Raw genomic sequence first — 22,703 nt, 5'->3', positions numbered from 1 at the left:
CTGATAAACGAGAAATTTACCGTGAATGCGGGGCAACCTCGAAGTGTCCGTCGCTGTGAATGTATCCTTGTTCGTCCCCTCGTGTAGCCTCAAAGTAGGGATATTCCTCACGCAACGAGATATCATCATACTCAAAAGGTGCCACGATGGTGTCTTTCCCATCGGGAAGTATCAATCCCATCTTACCTTCCTTCTGCACGATGACGGGCATGGTCACCAGGTCATCCACATAAATGTAACACGTTCGAACGAAATCATACACGGGGTGAACCAAGATGTTGCCACGATGATCACACAGGCCAAACTTGCCATCTTGCTCAATCACGGAATGATATTGAATGTACTTCGATTTGATGCGGTTGAGGTAGAACACCCACTTGCGCTTGTCGTTCACCAGCTCGAGCATGTAACTGAACGTGTCGCAATAGTTGGCGATGGCTCGTGTCAGCACAATTTTCAAATCCAACCCGCTCAGCACCTTGCGGTTCAGGTCGATATACCGTGCGATGGCCTCCTCCTTCTGCGGTACGCTCAGGGTGGACAACTGCGCCTCAAACTTCTCCATCATGGCTTTTGTACCCGACATTCCCTTGATGTAGCGGTGTATCTGGCGCGACATCTCGTCGCACACAAACTTGTCTATCTGCCGCTGTTCAATGGGGTCTACATATTTTTCCTCGAAATTGTCTTGTGTGATTTTCTCCATGGCGTGTCCTCCTTTTTGGCCAAAGGTAAGCATTTTTTTTAAATCAGCGGAAGAACAGCAATACATTTTTCCATATTACAACTTTAGACCACGGCTCTTTCATTTAAAGGCGATGTTGTTGAACAACAAATGTAACAAATGTGACGAATAAACTAAACAAGACAATGAACGCAAGCGTTCTGCGAATGAAACCAATCTGCCGAGATACACATGTTGTGCGTCTTTGCAAAATTCGCTTTCTTTCGGTGAACGTTTGCGTTCATTGATTCCAAACAGGCAGATTCGTTTCTTTTGTTACATTCGTTGTTGAAAAAAAAAGTTTGATTCGTTGTTGAAAATACATCCCGCGACCCGCATCATGAGCCGTCCTGCCAAACTCTTTGACTTTGCATCCAAAGTCAATGCAATTAAAAAGCAGGGGCAAAACTACGGTTCTTGTTCTCGCAACTGTGTGGGTGTCAACCCGCTGCGCGTTTTGCAGAAAGCCCGCATGTTCTGCACCGTAGTGAAGTGTAGCTCGTCGGCAATCTCCTGGTCGGTGTGCGCCGTGTGTTGCAGCAAATCCCGCAATCGTTTCATGCGGTTCTTTGACAACCACTCTTGTGGCGTGTCTTTAAAAACCTTGCGGAAAGTTCTGATAAACGTGGGATAACTCATGTTGAGCTGCGAGGCTATCTCTTTCACCGGCAGATATTTATCAGCCAACCTCATCACGTCGTTGTAGAAACGTGCATTCGGGTCGTAGATGGGGGCGATAAAGGGTAGCAAATCTGCTGGTCGATAGTAGGCTTGCAGCACCGCCGCCAGCTCCTGTTGCTTCATGGCATGCACGTCGCAGCACATCAGTCCGTCGGTAATGTAGCCCGTCATTTGCCGCATGATGGCTTGAATCTCCGGTATCATGGGCAGCACCTTGCCCTGCTCTCCGGTTGGTTCACCAGCGTTCGTCAACGCCACTGAGTTCACGATGCGATGGCAGAAATCCAGTCCATCGCCCTGTATGTACAACCTCACGCACACACAATCTTCCAGGGCGGTGGCGTACGACCCCTCTGTAAATACGGCTGCAACCATTTCACCAGCATTGACAACCGTCTCAACATGCTTCTTGAAACAAAGTTTAACCTTGCCACTCATCACGAATATCATCACGGGCACGGGGACAATGTCGCCCACACGCTCACCACACATGCCAGTAATCAGAGCAAACCCCATGGCTTTGGACCCAATGTAATTGGGACACTGGCGGTGTTTGTTTAAATTGTAAAATTTCATGCATCAAAAGTTTGTAAATCTGTAGCAAAACTGCAAACAGACTTTATTTTTGTAAATATATAATAATTACAACATGTTTATGCGAGAAATAAACACAAATTAATACTTTTTCTTCTATTTAAGTATTATTAACAATACGGGGGGGGTAAAGATAGATATATTCACCGTTTTGATATTTTTGTGTGTATTTACACCATTTGTAATGATTACTTTTGTATTGTTCAAAATACGAGCTTTTTGTATCAATCAGGTGATGAGGCGCTCAAGTTCTTCCACCTTATTATATATAATGCGCAAAGCATAGAAATGGAACACCCATGACACCTATATGCGAAATAGGATGATGCTAATGCTGAATTAACAACCCATTGTGCGACAGATACTTTGGGAGATTGTTTGGCTACAAACATTTGTAAAAAGAGAAGAATGTGCCAGCTATATTTGGCAACAAACATAGAAAACTTATTTATTTATAAAACAAAAATTTGAATATGGCAAAGAAAACGTATGTAAGTCCAGGAATTTTGCTACTGCAAGCACCAGGAGGCGGTGGCCCAGGAACAGGAGGAGATCTTCCTTTCGCCAGTGGAAATCATGAAGGCGAGTTGGCAAAGCCAGGACAATTTGATTTTGATGACGACGAAGACTATCGCACGCTTTGGTAATGCGCACAAAGTCTGTTAGCGCATCGCATTGCTGCCTGTATGGCACGCTGATGGATGCGCAGTGTAGAAATGAGAAGAAAAAAAGAAAAACTAAAATTAAAAACAACATGAAACATTTATTACCAACCCGGCATCTGCTGACGCTGCTCCTCACGTGCTTCATGGCATTGGGTGCACAGGCAGATCCGTTGGAGTATTACGTATCGGCCAAGACAGGTAACGACTGGCGTAACGGTACTTCGTGGAACTCGGCCTTCAAGACTATCAAGGCTGCGTTGCAAGCGGCAGAAAGCAATGCCAACACACAAGCCAAAATTTATTTGGCAGAGGGTGAGTATGACGTAAGTGAGACAGGTGCGATTAGCTATTACGATGGTAAAAGCAGAAATGCAGGCTTTTACGTCTTGTCCAAAAAAGACCAGAAGCTGTGGCTCATGGGTGGATATCCCACGCCAGGCTCACAAACGCTGCCTCATGATACATGTAACAGCAACCCTCAACGGCATGTGACAAAATTTGTATCGAAGGATAAAATAACAACATCCGTATTCCGTACCAACAACCACAATCAGGCGTTGATAATGCACGGTATTACGTTCGATTCAAATAACTTTATAGGTAGTACTGTTAATGGCGCATTGATTACCTTTGATAACAATGGGTTTGATAATCCATATTTTGAGATGGTGGATTGTTCGATTCGTTATTACAAGTCGTCATTCTGCGGAGCTATTTATTTCTTCGGTAACATGAAAAATCCCAAGATTAAGATAGAACGTGTAGAGGTGTTACAAGGCGACCGCGTGGCTGCAACAGGTGGTGGCTTCTTGGTGTTCAATCACCAAACTATATATAGGCCGACGAACATTCAGATCGACATGAAATATGTTACGTTTCATGACATCAACCACTTGGGATCAGACCTGAAATATGCGGTCATCGGTGCGAGAAACTACAAACCTGCCGATGGAGAAGACAATTCGTATGTCAATATGGATCATGTGCAGGTGAACCGCAACCTGGGTGGTACGGCTGCGCAGCAAATCACAACCATCTCTTTGCAAAGCTTCAAGAAAGTGAGCGTCACCAATTCTATCTTCCGCAATACAACATCGGGTATTGGTGGAGCTTTCAGAATTCAGTCATGCCATGAGGTAGTGTTCGAGAACAACCAATTCCACAATTGTACATCAGGTGACGCGGGTGGTGCTGTTTCCGTTCAGAGAGGAGGAAAAGACTACATACCAGCAGGAACAGGTCGCCGCACAATCACTTTCATCAACAATGAGTTCGAGAACAATATTAGTAAAAATGCCGGTGGTGCGCTTCAGATTCAAGATGAAGATGCATCAGCTCCGGTGGATGTAACAATAAACAACTGTAACTTTAAAGGCAATACATCGCAGGATCAAGGTGGTGCACTCTATATCGCAAACCAAGACGGCAATGTCAAGGTTACCAACACTGTGTTCTGTAACAACAGTGGTAATAAATACGGTGGTGCCTTCCGTATAGCGAACAATGCAAAAAGCTTGTTGGTGGAAGGCTGTTATTTCGAGAACAACAGTTGCGACGCACAAGCCAACGCCTTGTCAATCGGTATACAGCAGGGCAAGTTCGACGTGAAGAACAGTGTGTTCTATCACAATCAAACCACAAGTACCGCTGGTAGCGACAACGGTGGTGCTGTGAATGTGGAAAGTGGCTATGGTGACTTCACCAACTGTAAGTTTGTGGGCAACACAAGTTCAAAGATAGGTGGTGCCGTATTCCTTGCTGGCTCTGCCTACAAAGCAACAAATGGTACCTTTAATTTTACCAACTGTCTGTTCGAAAACAATAAAGCTGAAAACGGTGGTGCCATCGCACAGGTTGGTGCTAACTACCCCGTATTTATCAACAATTGTATCTTCAAGAACAACTCAGCCTCTGAATGGTCTGGTGGTGGTGCCATCTTTGTAAACAATGGTTGCGTTGGTACCGACGTGAAGAATAGTATTTTCAATGGCAACACTGCCAATGGTATGGGTGGTGCCATCTATAACTATAGCAATGCTTATCTGAAGTCAGCCAACAACCAATATTATGGCAACAAAGCCGTAGAGGGTGGTGCCATTCGTATCCTAGACGACGGAGGTACCGATTGGACAAGTGGCTTCTGGTCTACGGATGATGTATTCTATCAAAATCAAGCCACACTTAAGCTGAATGGTGGAAAGCAAGGTAAGAACAATGGTGCAGGAGGTGCTTTACACTTTTATATAGCACAACAAAGAAACTGCGAGATTGTCAATGCCAAGTTTGTGAATAACATCGCTGATGGTGATTATGGAGCAGATGGAAGCGGTGGTGCCATTTATGTTTATACACGTAGTGGAAAATTTGGACCTGGTGCAGAAGATGTCATCGACAAGTTGGAAGGCTGTGTGTTCTATGGCAACCAAGGAATGAGTTCGAGCAAAAAGCTGAGTGCCACTGTCTGGGGTGCAGACATCACTGTTCCAGAAGGTAAGAAGAACTATAACCCCATCACGATATCCAACACCAAGTTGCAATTAGCCTATAATTATTATACGACCAATTTAAGGCTGAATGATAAGGGTGCCAATGAAGGTAACGCTGCCGACCCTAAGGTTTCCACCGAGCCAACTGTAGAAGCTGACCAGGGTTATACCAACCCTACCAAAGCTGAGATAGGTGAGCAAGGCGAGGGCGTGAAGGTAGACTGTAAGGAAATCGTACGGCGCCCGGAGGTAGATGTGTTGAAACCTCATGCCGACATCATCACCAACGACAGTGACGATCCAAGCGTGAGCAAGTCATTTGCTACATACTGTGTCAGTGAAAAGGAGTATTGGGCTAATTTCAAAAGTATTGGTGGAGAGGGTCCGTTCACCTTTACCTACGATGTGTGGAAACAGAAAGGTCGCGACATCACCAAGATTGTAGATGGTAAAGTAGCGGAAACGCTTAAGGAAAGAGTACCTGTTGAAAGAGAAGTGCCCAACTGGGAGCCTGTTTACGACAAAGACGGAAATATCACCGACTATGTACAGAAAGGTACCAAGAAGATCACGACCAACGAGTACCCTGACAATGTCACAATAAAGGGCGACAAACTCTTCCCATCATCAGAAGTTGAAGAGGGTTATCTCTACACCATCATCGTGAAGAGTATGACCGATGGCGACAAGACTGAGTATACATACGATTGTGTGGGGGCATTCGACAAGACACGCCAGTTCGCACAGAACACTGGTGCGCAGATATTCTTCGAGTCATGCGAAGTAAAAGCTGGCGACCTCGACTGGGACGACGACGGTATCTTGAACACTGTGGAGTGTGAAGACATTGCTGAACCCAACCTTACAAAGTCTGACAATACACTCACACCTACGAACGGCAAGTGGGTACGCTATCGTGACGGTATCCAGACGCAAAAGCTCTTTGCAGACATTGTGAACAACAAGAACTATCTAAACAGCAACCCAGAGGCAGGCCGTGTTATCACGCTGTTGCCATCAGTAATGGGAGTAGGTTCTGGTAGTAGCGATTCATATACGGTAGACCTTTCCGAGAAGTTTGGATATCCTGCCGGAAGCAAGGCTGTAGAGGTTACGGTTCATAACTTTGCTATTGACAACGACCATTTCATGACCATGAATGCCAATGGCAAGACCATTACTACCTGGGAGGTTAGTGGAACCATGCAACCATACGTGTTGATGCAAAGCACACCGGTATCGCTATTCCACAAGGACAGCCAGTTTGGTATCAATGTTCTGACCAATGAACATGCCTTGTCGCAGACTGAGTTGTATACTAAGATGGACGATGACCGCTATACGGTATTCGAAGATCAAGGCACGAAGAAAGTGCTGGTGGACAATGTGGATGTGAACCTTAAAGGAGAGGTATCCCTGTCGTACCTGAATACCGATCCAGGAAAGAAATATTTCGCCTTTACACAAACTGCAGACGTGGACGGACAGGTGAACACAGTGGTAACGCTGATGCTACCATGCGATGATGATATGGACGGTGTGCCCAACTACTTAGATCTTGATAGCGACGAAGACGGATGTCCTGATGCTGTAGAGGGTGAGGGTGACATCACTGAGGACATGCTTATAGACGGTGCCATAGACATCAAGGAGTACGGCGTGGATGAGAACGGTGTGCCAAAACCTGCAAATGGCGGACAGAAACCTGGCTCTGCTTACAAAGCTGAAGTGAATGCCTGCGGTAACAACTACTGGACAGGAGAATTGGACAACGACTTTAACAAAGTAGACAACTGGACGGCGAATAAAGTTCCTACCGCAGGTCAGAACATCATCTTTGCTGATGGTACTGAGGATGCCAAGGGTAAGGTAGCTGTACGCGACCTGCATTTGCCAGCTGAAAAGTTTATCTCTGTAAACAAGCTGGTGAACAACGCACCTGACGAGAAGATTGAGCAAGGTGCCACTGAAAAGACAAAGGGTCACCCAGCTGTGGTTGTTCCCGCTGACGGTGGATTGACTGTGAAGAGCGTGGAAGGCTTCGGCACAGACGCTGACAAGGACAAGCTCGTGATGAAGACATCAACCGACGGTACGAAGGTGGGCACGTTCATCTTGAACAACATTGACCCATGCTCTTCTACCGTATATGCTACTGTTGAGTTCAAGCCGCTGGGTGCGTATTATCCTGGACGCACATCAACGGATGACAAAGACGCTACATCTCCTGACAGAGGAAAGACAGTTTATGCCGAGTTTGATTGGCAGTATATTGGCTTGCCAGTGGCAGAGACTACCAAGAATCCAACATTCGAAGGAATGTGGGTTCGAGCATACGATGAGAAGCTGAACGATCCTGGCCACTACTACAGGAAGTGGACAGCGGTGAAGAACACTGACAAGATGAAAGCCTTCAAGGGCTACGAAGTAGCGCCGGTAAAAGATGGCAGCAACGGTGTTCACAAGATTCAAGGTAAACTGAATCTTTGCGAGCAGACTATTGAGTTGACACGTCAGGCAGCTATCGTTACTGCTGTTGAGACTGGTGATGAAAATGCCAAGCGTTACGGATTGGGTTACAACATCGTTGGTAACTCGTTCATGGCTGGTGTGGATATCAAGAGCATCAAGTTAGCATCTGGTGAAGATGGTGTTAAGATGGACAACACGGTTTACATCTACACCACAGGTAGCTGGGGTGACTGGAAGGATAAGAATGGACAGTCTGTAAAAGTAAAGGGTGGCTATGAAGCTGTGAACATTGACAAAGCTGGTGAGGGTGGTATTACCAGTACGCTGGCACCTATGCAAGGCTTCATGGTGAAATACAACAACCCTGTGTTCAGCGAAACGACAGGTACACTCACCATTCCTTACAAGGGATTGAAGTCTGAGGCTGAACCATTGCGCGCCAAGTCATTTGTTATGGATGGTGACTTTAACCGCGGTAGTGTTATGGTAACAATGGATAACGGCAAGGTAGTTGATAAGTTCTGGACGTACCAAGAAGAGGACGCCACACCAGCCTACGACCCACAATTGGAGGGTGAGAAGCTGAACATGGGTGAACCTTCTGTATTTGCCACAACCACTGACGGTAAGAATGTACAGATATCCAGTTTGCCTTCGTTGATAGGAAGCACGTTTAGCGTTGAAACTGCTAAGGATGAAACCTATAACATGGAGCTGAACACATGGAGCCTGAACTATCAGAACTTGAAGTTGGTTGACTTGAAGACGAAAACAGTGATTCCGTTCGACAACGGTAAGGCACGTTACTTCTTCACAGCAACGGTTGACGGCATTGAGCATAATCGCTTTATGTTCGCCGACACACCAGAGACTGACTATGAGAAGGTGATGGGTGCTGTAACAGGTATTGATAACGTTTCGATTACCCTGACCAAGGGTGAGGCAGAGCTCTTCAACCTCTCTGGTGCGAAGGTAGGTACCTTCAGCTTGCCTCTCGATGCGAAGAAGCTGAAAGGACAAGTTCCTTCAGGTGTGTACCTCATCAAGGCTACCGACGGCACGAATGTGCAGACCTCAAAGATTGTCATTGAGTAAGCTCAATTGAACAAACATATATTACTTTGCTCCCGCAGACTTCACATGAAGTTCTGCGGGAGCAAGTGTGTTTGTATAGTTGACGAGTTGACAAGTGTTTAGTTGACAAGTTGACAAGTTTACGAGTTGACGAGTTGATAGCTTGAAGCTCGCACGGCTATTTCATTTAAAAGGTCGTTTGTTATTCAACAACAATCATGTTCTTTTGTTTTAACAACGAATTGAACGAATGAAACGAATCCGATTGTGAGAATCAATGAACGCTGGCGTTCAACGAATTAAGCGAATTTGGCAAGGACACGCAATATGTTTATGGCGGCAGATTTGTTTCATTCGCAGAACGCTGGCGTTCATGGTCTTGTTTAGTTTATTCGTTTGATTGGTTTCATTCGTTGTTCAAAAACTATCTTTAGTTGACAAGTTGACGAGTTGACAAGTTCACAAGTTGATAGCTCACAACTATTGTTTACTTGACAAGTTGATGAGTTTTTAAGTTTGTAAGTTGACAGTTCAATGTTCAAAGCTCAAAGTTCAAAGCTCAATGTTGTTCATTTCACATTATTTCATATCTCTGTATTGGTGAATTCCTTAATTATCGTTATCTTTGCAATGAATTCAGAGATATTATTCATTCAAAATAAATAATTAATTATGGTAATTGAAAAAGTTCACGCAAGAGAGATTATTGACTCTCGTGGTAATCCTACAGTAGAGGTTGAGGTAACATTGGAAAATGGTGTGATGGGTCGTGCCAGCGTACCATCTGGTGCATCTACGGGTGAGAACGAAGCTTTGGAGATGCGCGATGGCGACAAAGCTCGCTATGGTGGCAAAGGTGTATTAAAAGCCGTAGAGAATGTTAACAACATCATTGCTCCAGCCTTGAAAGGTTTTTGCGTGTTGGAACAACGTAAGATAGACTACAAGATGCTTGCCTTGGACGGTACGCCTACCAAGAGCAAGTTGGGTGCTAACGCTATCTTGGGTGTTAGCTTGGCAGTTGCACACACGGCAGCCAAAGCTCTTCACATGCCACTATATCGTTATATCGGTGGTGTGAACACTTATACGTTGCCCGTTCCAATGATGAACATCATCAACGGTGGTGCACACTCAGATGCTCCTATTGCTTTCCAAGAGTTTATGATTCGTCCTGTGGGTGCTCCTTCTATCAAAGAAGGCATTCGTATGGGTGCAGAAGTATTCCACGCTTTGGCAAAGCTGTTGAAGAAGCGCGGCTTGTCTACCGCTGTAGGTGATGAGGGTGGTTTCGCTCCTAAGTTCGATGGTATTGAAGATGCCTTGGATTCTATCATTCAGGCTATTAAGGATGCAGGTTATGAGCCAGGCAAGGATGTGAAGATTGCCATGGACTGCGCTGCTTCGGAGTTTGCTGTTCAGGAGAACGGTGAGTGGTTCTACGACTATCGTCAGTTGAAGAGTGGCATGCCAAAGGATCCAAACGGTAAGAAGCTGACCGCTGATGAGCAGATTGCTTACTTGGAAGAACTGATTACAAAATATCCTATCGACTCTATCGAGGACGGTTTGGATGAGAACGACTGGGACAACTGGGTGAAGCTGACCGAGAAGATTGGCGACCGTTGCCAGTTGGTTGGTGACGACTTGTTTGTAACCAACACGAAGTTCTTGGAGAAGGGTATCAAGATGGGTGCTGCCAACTCTATCTTGATCAAGGTAAACCAGATTGGTTCGTTGACCGAAACATTGGAGGCTATTGAAATGGCTCACCGTGCTGGTTACACCACAGTTACTTCTCACCGTTCAGGAGAGACCGAGGACACAACGATTGCTGATATTGCCGTTGCTACTAACTCAGGTCAGATTAAGACAGGTTCTATGAGCCGTACCGACCGTATTGCGAAGTACAACCAGCTCATCCGCATCGAGGAAGAGCTTTGCTGCTCGGCTAAATATGGCTACTGCAAATTGAAGTAAATCTGATAGATTACTTATATCATCATAAAATGGGATGCGCTGAAAGGTGCATCCCATTTTTTTGTTTGTGCATACCGAGCGAAGAACCGCTGTATTCAGCGATAGTTGACCAAACATAGGTGCGCACCTCGTCACGTTCGTACATAAGGACAGAATCTGAAAACAGGCTCAAAAAGAATACTGATACAAATGCAAACGAGAGATACTCGTTTTGAGTATCTCTCGCTCATGCTTATCTTATGTCTGTCGACTTACAGATTGTCTGGTTCAATCTGGAAGTAGCTCTGTGGATGGTCACAAACGGGACATACCTCAGGAGCCTTCTTACCTACAACGATGTGTCCACAGTTGCGGCACTGCCATACGCAGCTGCCATCGCGTGAGAAGACAATCTCGTCTTCGATGTTCTTCAACATCTTGCGATAACGCTCTTCGTGGTGCTTCTCAACGGCAGCAACAGCGCGGAACTTCACGGCAATCTCAGGGAATCCTTCTTCATCGGCTACCTTCGCCATGTTCACATACATGTCTGTCCACTCAAAGTTTTCACCGTCAGCAGCCTCTTTGATGTTGTCTGTTGTGGTTGGGATATTACCACCACGCAAGAACTTGAACCATACCTTGGCGTGTTCTTTCTCGTTGCGTGCTGTTTCTTCGAAGATAGCAGCCAACTGCTCATAGCCTTCTTTCTTGGCCTTAGAAGCGAAGTATAGGTACTTGGTGTGGGCTTGGCTCTCACCTGCGAATGCAGCCATGAGGTTCTCTTCGGTCTTTGTTCCTTTAATTGCCTTTGGATCGAAAGCCTTAAACTTCTCTGCTTTAGCGTGACATACCGGGCACTCTTTTGGTGCTTCTTCTCCTTCGTATGCGTATCCACATACGGTACAAATAAATTTCTTCTTCATAATGTTTTTGATAATAATGTTTGTATGAGCTTTTCTACATACAAAGATACAACTTTATTTGTTGAAGTCAAATTAATTTGTACTTTTTTCAGTGTGTAGCTTATCTAAAAACATGATGAACCACACCCCTATGACTCTCATCACTATGCAGAGGCTGAACGTGAGAAATTACGCCCCTTCGAACTGTTCGTTATTTTTACCAAATAACGGCCTAAAAACGACCTGTAGAAACTTTCAATCTAGAAAAAATCAATAGGCAGGCAGGATGCAAACAAGAGATGAATGGATGAGAATTATCAACGTTGGGCGTAAAAGTGATGTGATTGGTACGTTAAAGGCATCACTTTGGCGAAGAATTGGCATGCTCTTGCACGGCAAAAGCACGCAAATAACCCGTCTAAGGCAATGCTTTTATGGTGAAAAATAGAAAATATAATGGCTTGAAAAGTACCACTTTCGCCCAACTACCAATACCACAACACATTACAAACAACGCTCATATTTGGCGAATTTGCAAGCAGCAGCAAGGTTGGTTGATTACACGCGAAGGATAAGAGCGATGCCTGTCAAGAAAATTCAGTATCATGACGGTCTGACAGACACCGCAGAAAGTGCAGAGATTATCGCCCCTAAGGATTTGAATTGCCTTGTTTCTTTTGAGACAATTTGTTGGGAGCGTTTTTCTTTTGTCTCACCTTAAACCGGTCGAAGCCCTCGCCATAAACTCCAATTACGGCACTCTGGGACACAAAGGCAGCTGGATCGATATCGTTAATCAAATCAAAAATCTTTCCCGACTCGCTCTTTTTAGCCAGTACGAACAACATCTTCATCTCGCGACCCGAATAAAATCCAGACGCATTGATCACCGTACAGCCTCGATGCGGGTTCTCGTTGATTTGGCGACCAATCTCCTCGTACCGGTCAGAAATAATAAAAAACTGCACCGAACGACGCATGGAATTGACCACCTGATCGACACAAAACGAAGTGATGAACAGCACTACATAACCATAAATCACCTTCTCCCAATCGTGCAAAGCCAAGTAACTGGACGAAATAATCACCAAGTCACAAATTAAGATGACCCTTCCCAGCGAAATGTCACGATACTTGTTGACGATGGCGGCCACGATATCCGTGCCACCCGTACTGCCATTGGCCGACAAACCCAGTCCGACACCCGTTCCACAGAAGGCCGCACCGATGACACTCGCCATGAAAGGCTGGTCGCTCAACAGTCTGACATCCAGCATGTAGGTTTGTGCCAGCGACGTCAACGTGGTTAGAATGATGATGCCAAAAATGGTTTTGATGCAGAAACGAAGCCCCAACAAGCGCAAGGCAAACGCAATCAACACAGCGTTGATGAAGAAGTAAGAATACTGAACCGGGATGCCCAGTCCCCAATACAACACAGACGAAATGCCCGGAACGCCACCCGTGGTGATGTTATTGGGCAACAAAAAGACCGTCCAACCAATGCAATAAAAAAGCATGGCGATGGTGATAAAAAAATAGTCTTTCAGTTCTTTGGCACTGAAAGCGTTCTCTAAACCTTTGATTTTCATATCAATGTATTCATCTAAAGTTTATTGTCGGCAGCTGTCATGCCTTATAGGACATCCATTTTTCCATGACCTGTCCCCAGCAAAACCACTGGTATGCAATTGTTTCTGCAAAGATAGATGAAGAAAACAGATTGACAAAGCATTCGATGAATAAAAATAACGAAATTGATAAAGACCATGAGGAGATCATGAAAAATCAAGAAAATTCTATAATTATTGTGAGATTAGGCCTATAGACATCAAACAAAAGTTGCATATTCCAATTAAAATGCTTATATTTGGAGTGTTATACTTAAACTTATTTTTTATGAAAAAGAAATTCTTTAATGCGAAATTTTATCGCAACTGTTCAGCAACAGAAATGATAGTGGAGAACGGCAAGATTGCTCAAATTGGCAATAATCTGCCTAAATGTGACGAGGAAATTGACTTGAAAGGTAAGTTTGTACTTCCTCCTTACGTAGACCCACACTTGCACTTAGACTATGTTTACACGCTGGCCGAGATGGAAGGTATTGGCGCTGCATCGGGTACGCTTTACGAGGCTATCGAGAACTGGCCCAAATATAAGGCAACAATGACCATAGAGGGTGTGAAGAAGCTGGCACGCAAGGGTATCGAGGACGAGGTATCACAGGGTGTACAGTTTATCCGCGCACAGACCGACGTAACCGATCCTAAGTTTATCGGCTTCAAGGCGCTCATGGAGCTGAAAGAAGAAATGAAGGACATTGTGGATATCCAGGTAGTAGCTTTCCCGCAAAACGGTATGTACACCTACAAGGGTGGAAAGGAATTGGTGGAAGAAGCTCTGAAGATGGGTGCTGACGTGATTGGTGGTATTCCTCACTACGAGCCGGCAAGAGAGTTTGGTGAGAGGTCTATCCACGACATTGTTGAGCTGGCTATGAAATACAATGTGCTGATTGACGTTCACTGTGACGAAACCGATGACATAATGGCAAGATTCGTTGAGATTCTTAACGCACTGGTGTACTTAGAAGATTATGGTGAGAAGACCACCGCCAGCCACACCTGTTCGTTCGGATCGGCAGACAACTCGTATGCATACCGCATGTTCGATATGTTTAAGAGAAGCAAGATGAACTTCATCTCATGTCCCACAGAGAACGCATACCTGCAAGGTCGTCAGGATACTTATCCAAAGCGTCGCGGACTGACACGCATCAAGGAGTTCATGCACATGGGTATCAATGTTGCACTGGCTCAGGACTCTATCAACGACCCATGGTATCCATTGGGAAGCGGTAACATGATGAATATCCTGGATAATGCCATCCACCTGTCACAGTACGCAAGTCCAGAGGAGGTAGAAAACGCTTTCGACATGATTACGTACAATGGTGCTAAGTGTTTGAACATCCATAACGCATACGGACTGGAAGAAGGCAAGGATGCCAACTTTATCGTTCTGGACGGCGACAGCTCATGGGATTGCATCCGCAGACGTGTTGGTGTACTGGCTTCTGTTAGAAAGGGTGAATTCTTGTTTAAGAAGAAACCTACAGAATATGAGATTCCGTTCAAGATGTAAGGTCATTCAATTAAAAAAAGCTGCACGTTGTAACGTGCAGCTTTTTTTATGCTTGTATATGAACTTATTCTCTACCCTATCCGTCGCAATGTATGCTTGGCGAATATAGAAATTATCATTCCTGGCACGGCTAACAGCACGGCATACCATATCAAGCTCGTAGGACCGAAACTTATCAGCAGCAAACCTGCAATCCATGTCGTAATCATGATGGAAAGATTAAACATGCATGACTGCACCGACATGGCCACATCTTTTCCACTTTCCACTTGGTTTCCCACTGCAGCCTGGAACAATGTAACCAACGGACCAAACGACAATCCCCACAAGAAGAAACCAAATTGCGAAATTCCCATGGCACCCTTGAAGAAGTAGAACAAGAGCATGGCTATGGCTAAGAAGGCAAACATGGCGATAGTAAGCTCGCGAAGATACAAATCGATGTACTTCGTTGCGATGATGATGGATATCAACGAACCGATACCAAATACCATCAGAGCCACCTCAATGCCTCCTGCCACGTTAATTTCTGCAACCAATTGGGTGATGTAGGTATATACTCCGTAATGTCCGCAAACACCTAACAAGGTGAGAAGGATAATCAATAAAATGGATTTGTTTTTCAACATGGCAAAAGGTGATGTGCTCTTGGTTAGCTTTTCACCAGGCGTAGACGGCAGCATGAATAGTGAAAGCACAGCAATCAGCGCGACAAGAAGTCCTAATGCGATAAATTCAATACGCCAACCAAACTTATCTCCGATTGATGTCATCAGCGGCATACCTAAACTAATACCCAATGTATTACCAGCCATAATCACGGCTACAGCTCTACCTTGATGACTGGAATCTACCAACCGCATGCCAAAGGCCGCAATCATAGGCCACATAACACCTGCACTGATACCGCCGAGGAAACGTAACGCCAACACGATGTAGTAGTTGTGAACAAGACCTGACAACACGTTGCAAAGCGCAAATCCCACCAATAGCCACAACAGCACTTTCTTTCGGTTGTACTGCATCGTCGCCGAGATGAGCGGAATGCCGAATATGGCCGATGCAAGAGCATACAAACCCACCAGCCTTCCGCCTTGAACTTCGTTAACACCAAGGTCTGACATGATTTGCGGTAACACGCCCGAAGGCACCAATTCTGATAAAATTCCCACAAATGTTACTGATGACATCAATATCATCAATACCCAAGGGAATAAATCTGTAGATTTTTTTTCTTGTACCATAGCTAATAGTTTATAAATTAATGTGTTTTCAAAGATAGACATTTTAAGCCTATGTAACAAATATTTTGACACATTTTCACCAGGCTTGGCAACGACTTATATATCTATGGTTTGGAAGGCAGGGCAACGTGTACAATAAAGAAGTGAGCGTATGTGTTTACAAACCTACGCTCACTTCACATTAATTTCAATTAAAAAGCCTGCATCTGCCGTTTGTTGTACCGGCACAGGCGTAGCTAATACCTGAACGAACTGCCGCCCAGGAACTCGCGGACGAGGCTGGTTGGCGGCAAGGCACGACTGGGTATGGGGGTGATGTAGCTCAAAAACTTACGCAAGCGATAAGCTTCCGAATACTCTACGCAGTTTTCTGGCACCTGTTCGAGCAAAGGAGCGGCCTGTTCCTGGATGACGGCCAACTCGTAAAGCATGGCGGTGTTGAACATCACATCGGCGTTTTCTTGATAGGGAAACACCCATTTTGTCTCACCAGCCCGTACACTCGGCCACCGTCTAATGGTTTCCTGTGCACTCACCCCGCGATATTTATGGTCGCGAATGATGCGCCTCAGCAGTCGGTTGTCGGTGGTAGGAATGTAGTTGTGGTCATCCAATAGGATGCTGGTGAGTGCCGATATGTACACATGAAACTTCTGTCTCTTCGGGATTTGTGCCGTCAGTTCGGGGTTCAGGGCATGAATACCTTCCACCAGCAGCACCTGCCGGTCGGCCAGGCGCAGTCGTTTACCACTCATTCCGCTTCTACCTGACAGGAAATCATACTTGGGTAGCTCAATCTCTTCACCCCTAAACAACGCACTGAGCTGTAAGTTGATGAGATTGATGTCTAAGGCGTGAATGCTTTCGTAGTCCCAATCGCCATCGGCATCCTTGGGCGTTTTTTCGCGATCTACAAAGTAGTCATCCAACGATATCTGCACGGGACGAATGCCGTTGGCCAGCAATTGGATGCTCAGTCGCTTGCAGAAGGTGGTCTTACCCGATGAGGACGGCCCGGCTATAAGCACCACTCTCACCTCTGGGTGCGTGGTGATTTGGTCGGCAATCTGCGATATTTTCTTCTCTTGCAGGGCTTCACTCACATTAATGAGATTGGTAGCATGGCCCGCTTTCACAGCCTCATTGAAGTCACCTATAGTACTCACGCCCAGAATGTGCTGCCAACGATGCTGCTCCAGGAATACTTCGAACATCTTGTCTTGCTTGACGAGCGCACCAAGTTGTGAGGGGTCGTGCTTCGAAGGAATGCGCAGCAACAAGCCTTCGAAATACCTTTCCAGTCCGAACAAGTAAATGTCCGACGTGTTGGTGAGCAACGCACCGTAGTAATAATCCACATAATCGTCGATACGGTGGTACACCGTGTAGAGCGAACCCACGCTCTTGAGCAGTTTCACCTTGGCCTCATCACCCTTTTGCTCAAACATGCGGATGGCCTCTTCGGTACGCACCTCGAAACGTTCGATGGGAATTTTCTCGTCAATGATTTGCTGCATGCGTTCGCGAATGCGCGTCGCATCCTCATCGGTTACCTCGCGTCCGATGTGCAAATTGATGTAATAGCCTTTGGAAACAGGAATATCAATCACCACTCTCGACCCCGGATAGAGGTCGTGAACAGCTTTGCACAGAATGAAGAACAGCGTTCGGGTGTAGTTTCTTGATGCCGAAGCATCGTGCATGTCCAAGAACTCTACATCTTTGTTGTGGTACAGTTGATAGTTCATTCCCACGACCTTGTTATTCACTCGCGCACAGATAGGCCCGTACGACATTTTCAAATTAAATTGCTTGAATACATCAGAAAGTGTGCTTCCGATAGCTACATCTTGAGTTTTTTTGTTATTTTTGCAACAAATTTGCAATACTTGTTTCATCAGCCTCGTTCGTTTTGGTTATTAAAATGTTACGGAGCGTAAAGATAACGAATTTCTACTGAAGCGCAAAAATTATATCGCATTACAATTCAATTATTATGACAACGAGTGATTATTTAGCGATTTTTTTCAAGATCATCGGCTCATTGGCTCTGCTGATTTACGGTATGAAAGTAATGAGCGAAGCTCTTCAAAAGATGGCAGGCTCACAGTTGCGCCACATTTTGAGTGCAATGACCACCAATCGGTTCACCGGCATGCTCACTGGTACGTTCATCACCTGTGCCGTACAGTCATCTTCAGCCACCACGGTGATGACCGTGTCGTTTGTCAACGCCGGACTGTTGACCCTCGCTCAGGCCATATCGGTAATCATGGGTGCGAACATTGGAACCACGCTCACGGCGTGGATTATGTCTTTAGGCTACACGGTTGACCTGACCAGCTTTGTCTTTCCGTCTTTCCTCGTGGGCATCATACTGATTTACAGTCGCAAGATGCGGTACATAGGCGATTTTCTCTTCGGTATCTCTTTTATGTTCTTCAGCTTGGTTCTGCTCAACACGTCGGGCAAAGAACTGCAACTGGAGAGCAATCCGCAAATCATTGAGTTTTTCAAGTCGTTCGACGTTGACAGCTATCTTACGATACTTTCTTTCCTGTTTATTGGCTCCATCATCACCTGTATCGTACAGTCGTCGGCTGCTGTGATGGCTATCACCATCCTGTTATGCTCGTCTGGCGTGCTTCCGATCTATCTGGGTATCGCGCTTGTCATGGGTGAAAACATCGGAACTACGGCCACGGCCAACCTTGCGGCCTTAGGTGCTAACACCCAAGCGCGACGAACCGCATTGGCCCACCTGGTGTTTAACCTCATCGGAGTGATTTGGGTATTGTGCGTGTTCTATCCGTTTGTCAATGCCGTGTGCGGCTTAGTACACTACGATCCCACGGGACACAACCTGACACAGGAGCAATTGGCCGTGAAATTGCCTATCGTCTTGGCGGCCTTCCACTCGTCTTTCAACATCATGAATACAGCTGTTTTGATATGGTTCATCCCTCAAATAGAGCGGTTGGTATGCATGCTGATCAAGCCAAGGCACAGCGATGACGAGGAAGACTTCCGTCTGCAATTCATCCAAGCGGGCATCATGAAGACGCCAGAGCTTTCGGTTTTGGAGGCACATAAGGAGATACGGTCGTTTGCCGGACGTATGCAGCGCATGTTTGGGATGGTGAGAGACCTTCTTGTCGAAAAGGATGAAAACACGTTTACCAGAATATTCGACCGGATAGAGAAATACGAAGGCATCAGCGACAGCATGGAAATAGAGATTGCCAACTATCTGGATCAAGTAGGAACGGCGCACCTCAGCGACGACACCAAGATGAAGATACGATCGATGTTACGAGAGATTACCGAGATAGAGAGTATCGGAGACAGTTGCTACAACATTGCCCGTGCCTTGAAACGCAAGCGCACTGGCAAGGAAGAGTTCCCCGAAAAGCTGTACGAGCAGTTGCACCAGATGTTCGAACTCACCGACGATGCCCTCACACAGATGAACGTCATCCTCTCTGGACGTAAGGCTAATCTGGATGCCGGTCTATCTTTTAACATCGAGAACGAAATCAACAGCTATCGAAATCAACTCAAGACAACCAACATCACCGATATCAATGCGCATCTATATACCTATGCCATTGGTACCATCTACATGGATATCATTCAAGAATGTGAAAAACTGGGCGACTATGTGGTGAATGTTGTTGAGGCTCGTATGGGTGTTCGGCAGCACAATGGGTGATCAGCTTACGGAGATTCTGCATGCCTCAACCAATAAGGTTCTAACTAACATGCAGGTTTCCCATTAACTGTATAGCGCTTACCTCACACAAATAGCATGCCCTGAGGGCCATACCGTTCACGACAAACGGTGAACTTGGCCATCAGGTTAGCTGCGAGATTGCTGCATAGGGGTGGCATCAATCTTTAATTTCGCCCATCTGCTTCCATATTTCCAAGAAGCGGTGGTGGTTTACTTTCTTATCGTAATCCACCTTTATGCCAGCGTCTTTGAGCCTATTATGCGCCTCTTCGCTTATCACATCAGCGTAGACTTCGGTTACACCACCATCTACCATGGCCTTGGCGGCGGTCTTACCAACTGCCTTAATGGCTACTTTCGACTTAAAAAGCGATTCGGGTTCATCGTTCAGCAGATTGTAGAGCATTCGCACTCCCCTACCTTCAAACGTGCGAATGTTTCCTTCGTGCAGCAGCACCAATGAGCATTGCTCTATGTGCAGCTTATCAATTAATTCGTTCATCATAAGCATTCCTCCTTGGATTGATTGGTTTTATTGATGTATAAGCTTACAGCTATATGCAAACATCATCATGGGTTAACAGGGCAATGGCCCTCTTTATTGGTTGGTGTCCAAGACCTTCATGAGTTCTTTCATCCCCTCACTGGCACCTTTCTGTATGTGCTTGAGATGACGGATGCCACTGGTATGCACCGTTTCGGGGTCGATAAGATAGATGGGACAATCGGGTTTGGTATATTGAACCAATCCCGCAGCGGGATAAACATTGAGCGACGTTCCGATGATGACAAAGATATCAGCTTCACGAGCGTATTCAGCTGCGACAGAAATCATGGGCACACTCTCGCCAAAGAAAACGATGAATGGGCGCAAGAGCGACCCATCTTCAGCCTTGGTCCCAGGTTCTACGGTACAATTCTCTTGGGGCAATTCGCGGATGTAGGCCTCATTGTAAGGATCACGACTGGAACATACCTTGGCCAGTTCGCCATGTAGATGGATTACTCTCGACGAACCAGCCCGCTCATGCAGATTGTCAACATTCTGAGTGATGACGGTTACGTCGTATGCCTCTTCGAGTTGCTGAATCAATCGGTGACCTTCATTGGGCTTTGCCGCATAGAGTTTCTTTCGAAGCATGTTGTAAAAGTTGGTCACAAGCGTTGGATCGGCTACCCAACCCTCATGCGTCGCCACCTGCTCAACGGGATAGTTTTCCCATAATCCGTCACTTCCTCTAAATGTTTTGAATCCACTTTCTACCGACATACCGGCACCTGTCAGAAATACAATCTTCTTCATGATCTTACCATTTCTTAATCCCATGCCTATCAATGGATAGACTTCGCTTTTACACTAATATTCTACAAAAATAGTATTTTTTTGAGAAATAACTCGAAGCTATGATAGTTTTTTGCTATCTTTGCCCTTGTTAAAAAGCAAAACTTATCAAAATAGATTATTTAAAATGGACAAAGTAAGCTACGCTTTGGGGCTTGGCATTGGTCAACAATTGTCTGATATGGGCGCCCAGAGTTTGAATATCGATGATTTTTCACAAGCCATCAAAGACGTAATCGCTGGTGCAAAGCCAAAAATAGACAATCAAGAAGCACAGACATTGGTGCAGAATTTCTTCCAAGAACAAGAGAAGAAGCAACGCGCAGCTGCCGAAGAGAAAGGCAAAGTGGCCAAGGAGGCTGGCGAAACCTACCTGGCTGAGAATGCAAAAAAGGATGGTGTGGTGACGCTTCCCAGCGGTTTGCAATACGTAGTACTGAAAGAAGGCAACGGCAAAAAGCCGAAAGCGACCGATCAGGTGACATGCCATTACGAAGGAATGCTGCATGATGGTACGCTCTTTGACAGCAGTATTCAACGAGGCGAGCCTGCAACATTCGCTTTAAACCAAGTTATCGCCGGTTGGACCGAAGGCCTTCAACTGATGCAGGAAGGTGCCAAGTATCGCTTTTTCATCCCTTATCACCTCGGATATGGTGAGCGGGGAGCAGGCAATGCCATCCCCCCATACTCGGCATTGGTATTCGATGTAGAGCTTATAAAAGTAATTTAATAACAACAAATAACAATGAAAAAACTTACATTCGTAGCCGCAATGGCTATCGCTGCTGCAACATTTACTGGTTGCGGCAACTCAACACCCAAGGCAAACCTCAAGACAGACGTGGATACATTGAGCTATGCCATCGGATTGGCACAGACTCAAGGACTCAAAGAGTATCTCATTGGCCGCATGAACATCGACACAACCTACATGGATCAGTTCATCAAGGGATTGAACGAAGGTGCTAATGCCGGAGATGACAAAGGCCGTGCCGCTTACTATGCAGGTATCCAGATTGGTCAACAAATCAGCAATCAGATGATTACCGGTATCAACCAAGAGGTATTTGGCAGCGATTCAACCAAGACCATCTCACTGAAGAACTTCATGGCAGGCTTCATCACTGGTACAACAGGCAAGAAAGGCCTCATGACCATCGAAGAGGCTGGACAGGTAGCACAGACCAAGATGAGCGAAATCAGAGCCAAAGTCATGGAAAAGGAATATGGCCCTAACAAGGCAGCTGGTGAGAAATTCCTCGCTGAGAACAAGAAGAAAGATGGCGTGAAGACATTGCCAAGCGGTGTACAATACAAGGTTATCAAGGTTGGCAACGGTGCCATGCCGGCAGATACATCCATGGTGAAGGTGCATTATGAAGGCAAGACCCTCGATGGAAAAGTGTTTGACAGCTCTTATAAGAATGGACAGCCTGTTTCCTTGCGTGCCAATCAGGTCATTAAGGGATGGACAGAAGCTCTCGTTCACATGCCTGTAGGCTCTGTATGGGAAGTTTATATTCCACAAGAGTTGGCTTACGGCGAGCGTGAACAGGGTCAGATTAAGCCTTTCTCCGCCTTGATTTTCAAGATTGAATTAATCAGCATCGAGAAGTAAACTGCTGACTACCATATATAATAAACATACGAAGACTTGCCTTGTATTTGATTGTT

The 22,703-nt window shown here is 45.6% G+C and carries 15 protein-coding genes; 7 read left to right on the top strand and 8 right to left on the bottom strand.

Annotation, left to right across the window (positions count from 1 at the left end; genetic code table 11):
- Positions 1 to 16: 16 nt before the first annotated feature.
- Together NQ518_RS11250 and NQ518_RS11245 are read right to left on the bottom strand one after the other, a co-directional pair.
- Positions 17 to 706: a WG repeat-containing protein gene (locus tag NQ518_RS11250; RefSeq protein WP_227205287.1), complete on the bottom strand. Its 690-nt coding sequence runs from the start codon at positions 704 to 706 to the stop codon at positions 17 to 19.
- A 426-nt stretch (positions 707 to 1,132) separates the two neighbouring features.
- Positions 1,133 to 1,981 carry a helix-turn-helix domain-containing protein gene (locus tag NQ518_RS11245; protein ID WP_227961827.1) on the bottom strand — a complete coding sequence of 283 codons (849 nt, stop codon included), beginning with the start codon at positions 1,979 to 1,981 and terminating at the stop codon, positions 1,133 to 1,135.
- A gap of 491 nt (positions 1,982 to 2,472) precedes the next feature.
- Here NQ518_RS11245 and NQ518_RS11240 point away from each other — a divergent pair, with 491 nt between their 5' ends.
- The 3 genes from NQ518_RS11240 to eno all read left to right on the top strand — a co-directional run bounded on the left by NQ518_RS11240 (position 2,473) and on the right by eno (position 10,676).
- Positions 2,473 to 2,646, top strand: coding sequence for a hypothetical protein (locus NQ518_RS11240; protein WP_227961828.1), 174 nt, complete (start codon positions 2,473 to 2,475; stop codon positions 2,644 to 2,646).
- 107 nt (positions 2,647 to 2,753) lie between these two features.
- Positions 2,754 to 8,717 carry a T9SS type A sorting domain-containing protein gene (locus NQ518_RS11235; protein WP_227961831.1) on the top strand — a complete coding sequence of 1,988 codons (5,964 nt, stop codon included), beginning with the start codon at positions 2,754 to 2,756 and terminating at the stop codon, positions 8,715 to 8,717.
- Between the two features lie 651 nt (positions 8,718 to 9,368).
- The gene (eno, locus tag NQ518_RS11230) at positions 9,369 to 10,676 is read left to right on the top strand and encodes a phosphopyruvate hydratase (protein WP_227961833.1); all 1,308 of its coding nucleotides are present in this window, start codon (positions 9,369 to 9,371) and stop codon (positions 10,674 to 10,676) included.
- 251 nt (positions 10,677 to 10,927) lie between these two features.
- Here eno and rbr read toward each other — a convergent pair whose 3' ends face one another.
- Together rbr and NQ518_RS11220 are read right to left on the bottom strand one after the other, a co-directional pair.
- Entirely contained in the window at positions 10,928 to 11,581 is a 654-nt protein-coding gene (rbr, locus tag NQ518_RS11225; protein WP_227961835.1) for a rubrerythrin, read from the bottom strand.
- A 629-nt stretch (positions 11,582 to 12,210) separates the two neighbouring features.
- The gene (locus tag NQ518_RS11220; protein ID WP_227961837.1) at positions 12,211 to 13,152 is read right to left on the bottom strand and encodes a YitT family protein; all 942 of its coding nucleotides are present in this window, start codon (positions 13,150 to 13,152) and stop codon (positions 12,211 to 12,213) included.
- Positions 13,153 to 13,459: 307 nt separating this feature from the next.
- Between NQ518_RS11220 and NQ518_RS11215 the strand changes: the two genes are divergently transcribed.
- Positions 13,460 to 14,707: an amidohydrolase family protein gene (locus tag NQ518_RS11215; RefSeq protein WP_227961839.1), complete on the top strand. Its 1,248-nt coding sequence runs from the start codon at positions 13,460 to 13,462 to the stop codon at positions 14,705 to 14,707.
- 71 nt (positions 14,708 to 14,778) lie between these two features.
- On the opposite strand, the gene NQ518_RS11210 is transcribed toward NQ518_RS11215, so the two are convergent.
- A complete protein-coding gene (locus tag NQ518_RS11210) occupies positions 14,779 to 15,951 on the bottom strand; it encodes an MFS transporter (protein ID WP_227961841.1) in 1,173 nt (390 codons plus the stop codon).
- 236 nt (positions 15,952 to 16,187) lie between these two features.
- A complete protein-coding gene (locus NQ518_RS11205) occupies positions 16,188 to 17,849 on the bottom strand; it encodes a nucleoside kinase (RefSeq protein WP_227961843.1) in 1,662 nt (553 codons plus the stop codon).
- Between the two features lie 98 nt (positions 17,850 to 17,947).
- Here NQ518_RS11205 and NQ518_RS11200 point away from each other — a divergent pair, with 98 nt between their 5' ends.
- On the top strand, positions 17,948 to 19,663 hold the full coding sequence (locus tag NQ518_RS11200; protein WP_102696220.1) for a Na/Pi cotransporter family protein: 1,716 nt from the start codon (positions 17,948 to 17,950) through the stop codon (positions 19,661 to 19,663).
- Positions 19,664 to 19,841: 178 nt separating this feature from the next.
- Here the strand turns inward: NQ518_RS11200 and NQ518_RS11195 are convergent, their stop codons facing one another.
- Together NQ518_RS11195 and NQ518_RS11190 are read right to left on the bottom strand one after the other, a co-directional pair.
- Positions 19,842 to 20,195: a DUF1893 domain-containing protein gene (locus NQ518_RS11195; RefSeq protein ID WP_227961845.1), complete on the bottom strand. Its 354-nt coding sequence runs from the start codon at positions 20,193 to 20,195 to the stop codon at positions 19,842 to 19,844.
- An 87-nt stretch (positions 20,196 to 20,282) separates the two neighbouring features.
- Entirely contained in the window at positions 20,283 to 20,987 is a 705-nt protein-coding gene (locus tag NQ518_RS11190; RefSeq protein ID WP_227205307.1) for an SIR2 family NAD-dependent protein deacylase, read from the bottom strand.
- 166 nt (positions 20,988 to 21,153) lie between these two features.
- On the opposite strand from NQ518_RS11190, the gene NQ518_RS11185 reads away from it, so the two are divergent.
- Together NQ518_RS11185 and NQ518_RS11180 are read left to right on the top strand one after the other, a co-directional pair.
- Positions 21,154 to 21,759 (top strand): FKBP-type peptidyl-prolyl cis-trans isomerase, encoded by a 606-nt coding sequence (locus tag NQ518_RS11185; protein ID WP_227205309.1) that lies wholly within the window; start codon positions 21,154 to 21,156, stop codon positions 21,757 to 21,759.
- A 15-nt stretch (positions 21,760 to 21,774) separates the two neighbouring features.
- Positions 21,775 to 22,647 carry an FKBP-type peptidyl-prolyl cis-trans isomerase gene (locus NQ518_RS11180; protein ID WP_102696223.1) on the top strand — a complete coding sequence of 291 codons (873 nt, stop codon included), beginning with the start codon at positions 21,775 to 21,777 and terminating at the stop codon, positions 22,645 to 22,647.
- Positions 22,648 to 22,703: the final 56 nt, after the last annotated feature.

It is taken from the genome of Hoylesella buccalis ATCC 35310 (assembly GCF_025151385.1).
Taxonomy (GTDB): Bacteria; Bacteroidota; Bacteroidia; order Bacteroidales; family Bacteroidaceae; genus Prevotella; species Prevotella buccalis.
The sequence above is the reverse complement of the archived record's forward strand: the minus strand, read 5'-3'. Positions and strand labels throughout refer to the sequence as shown.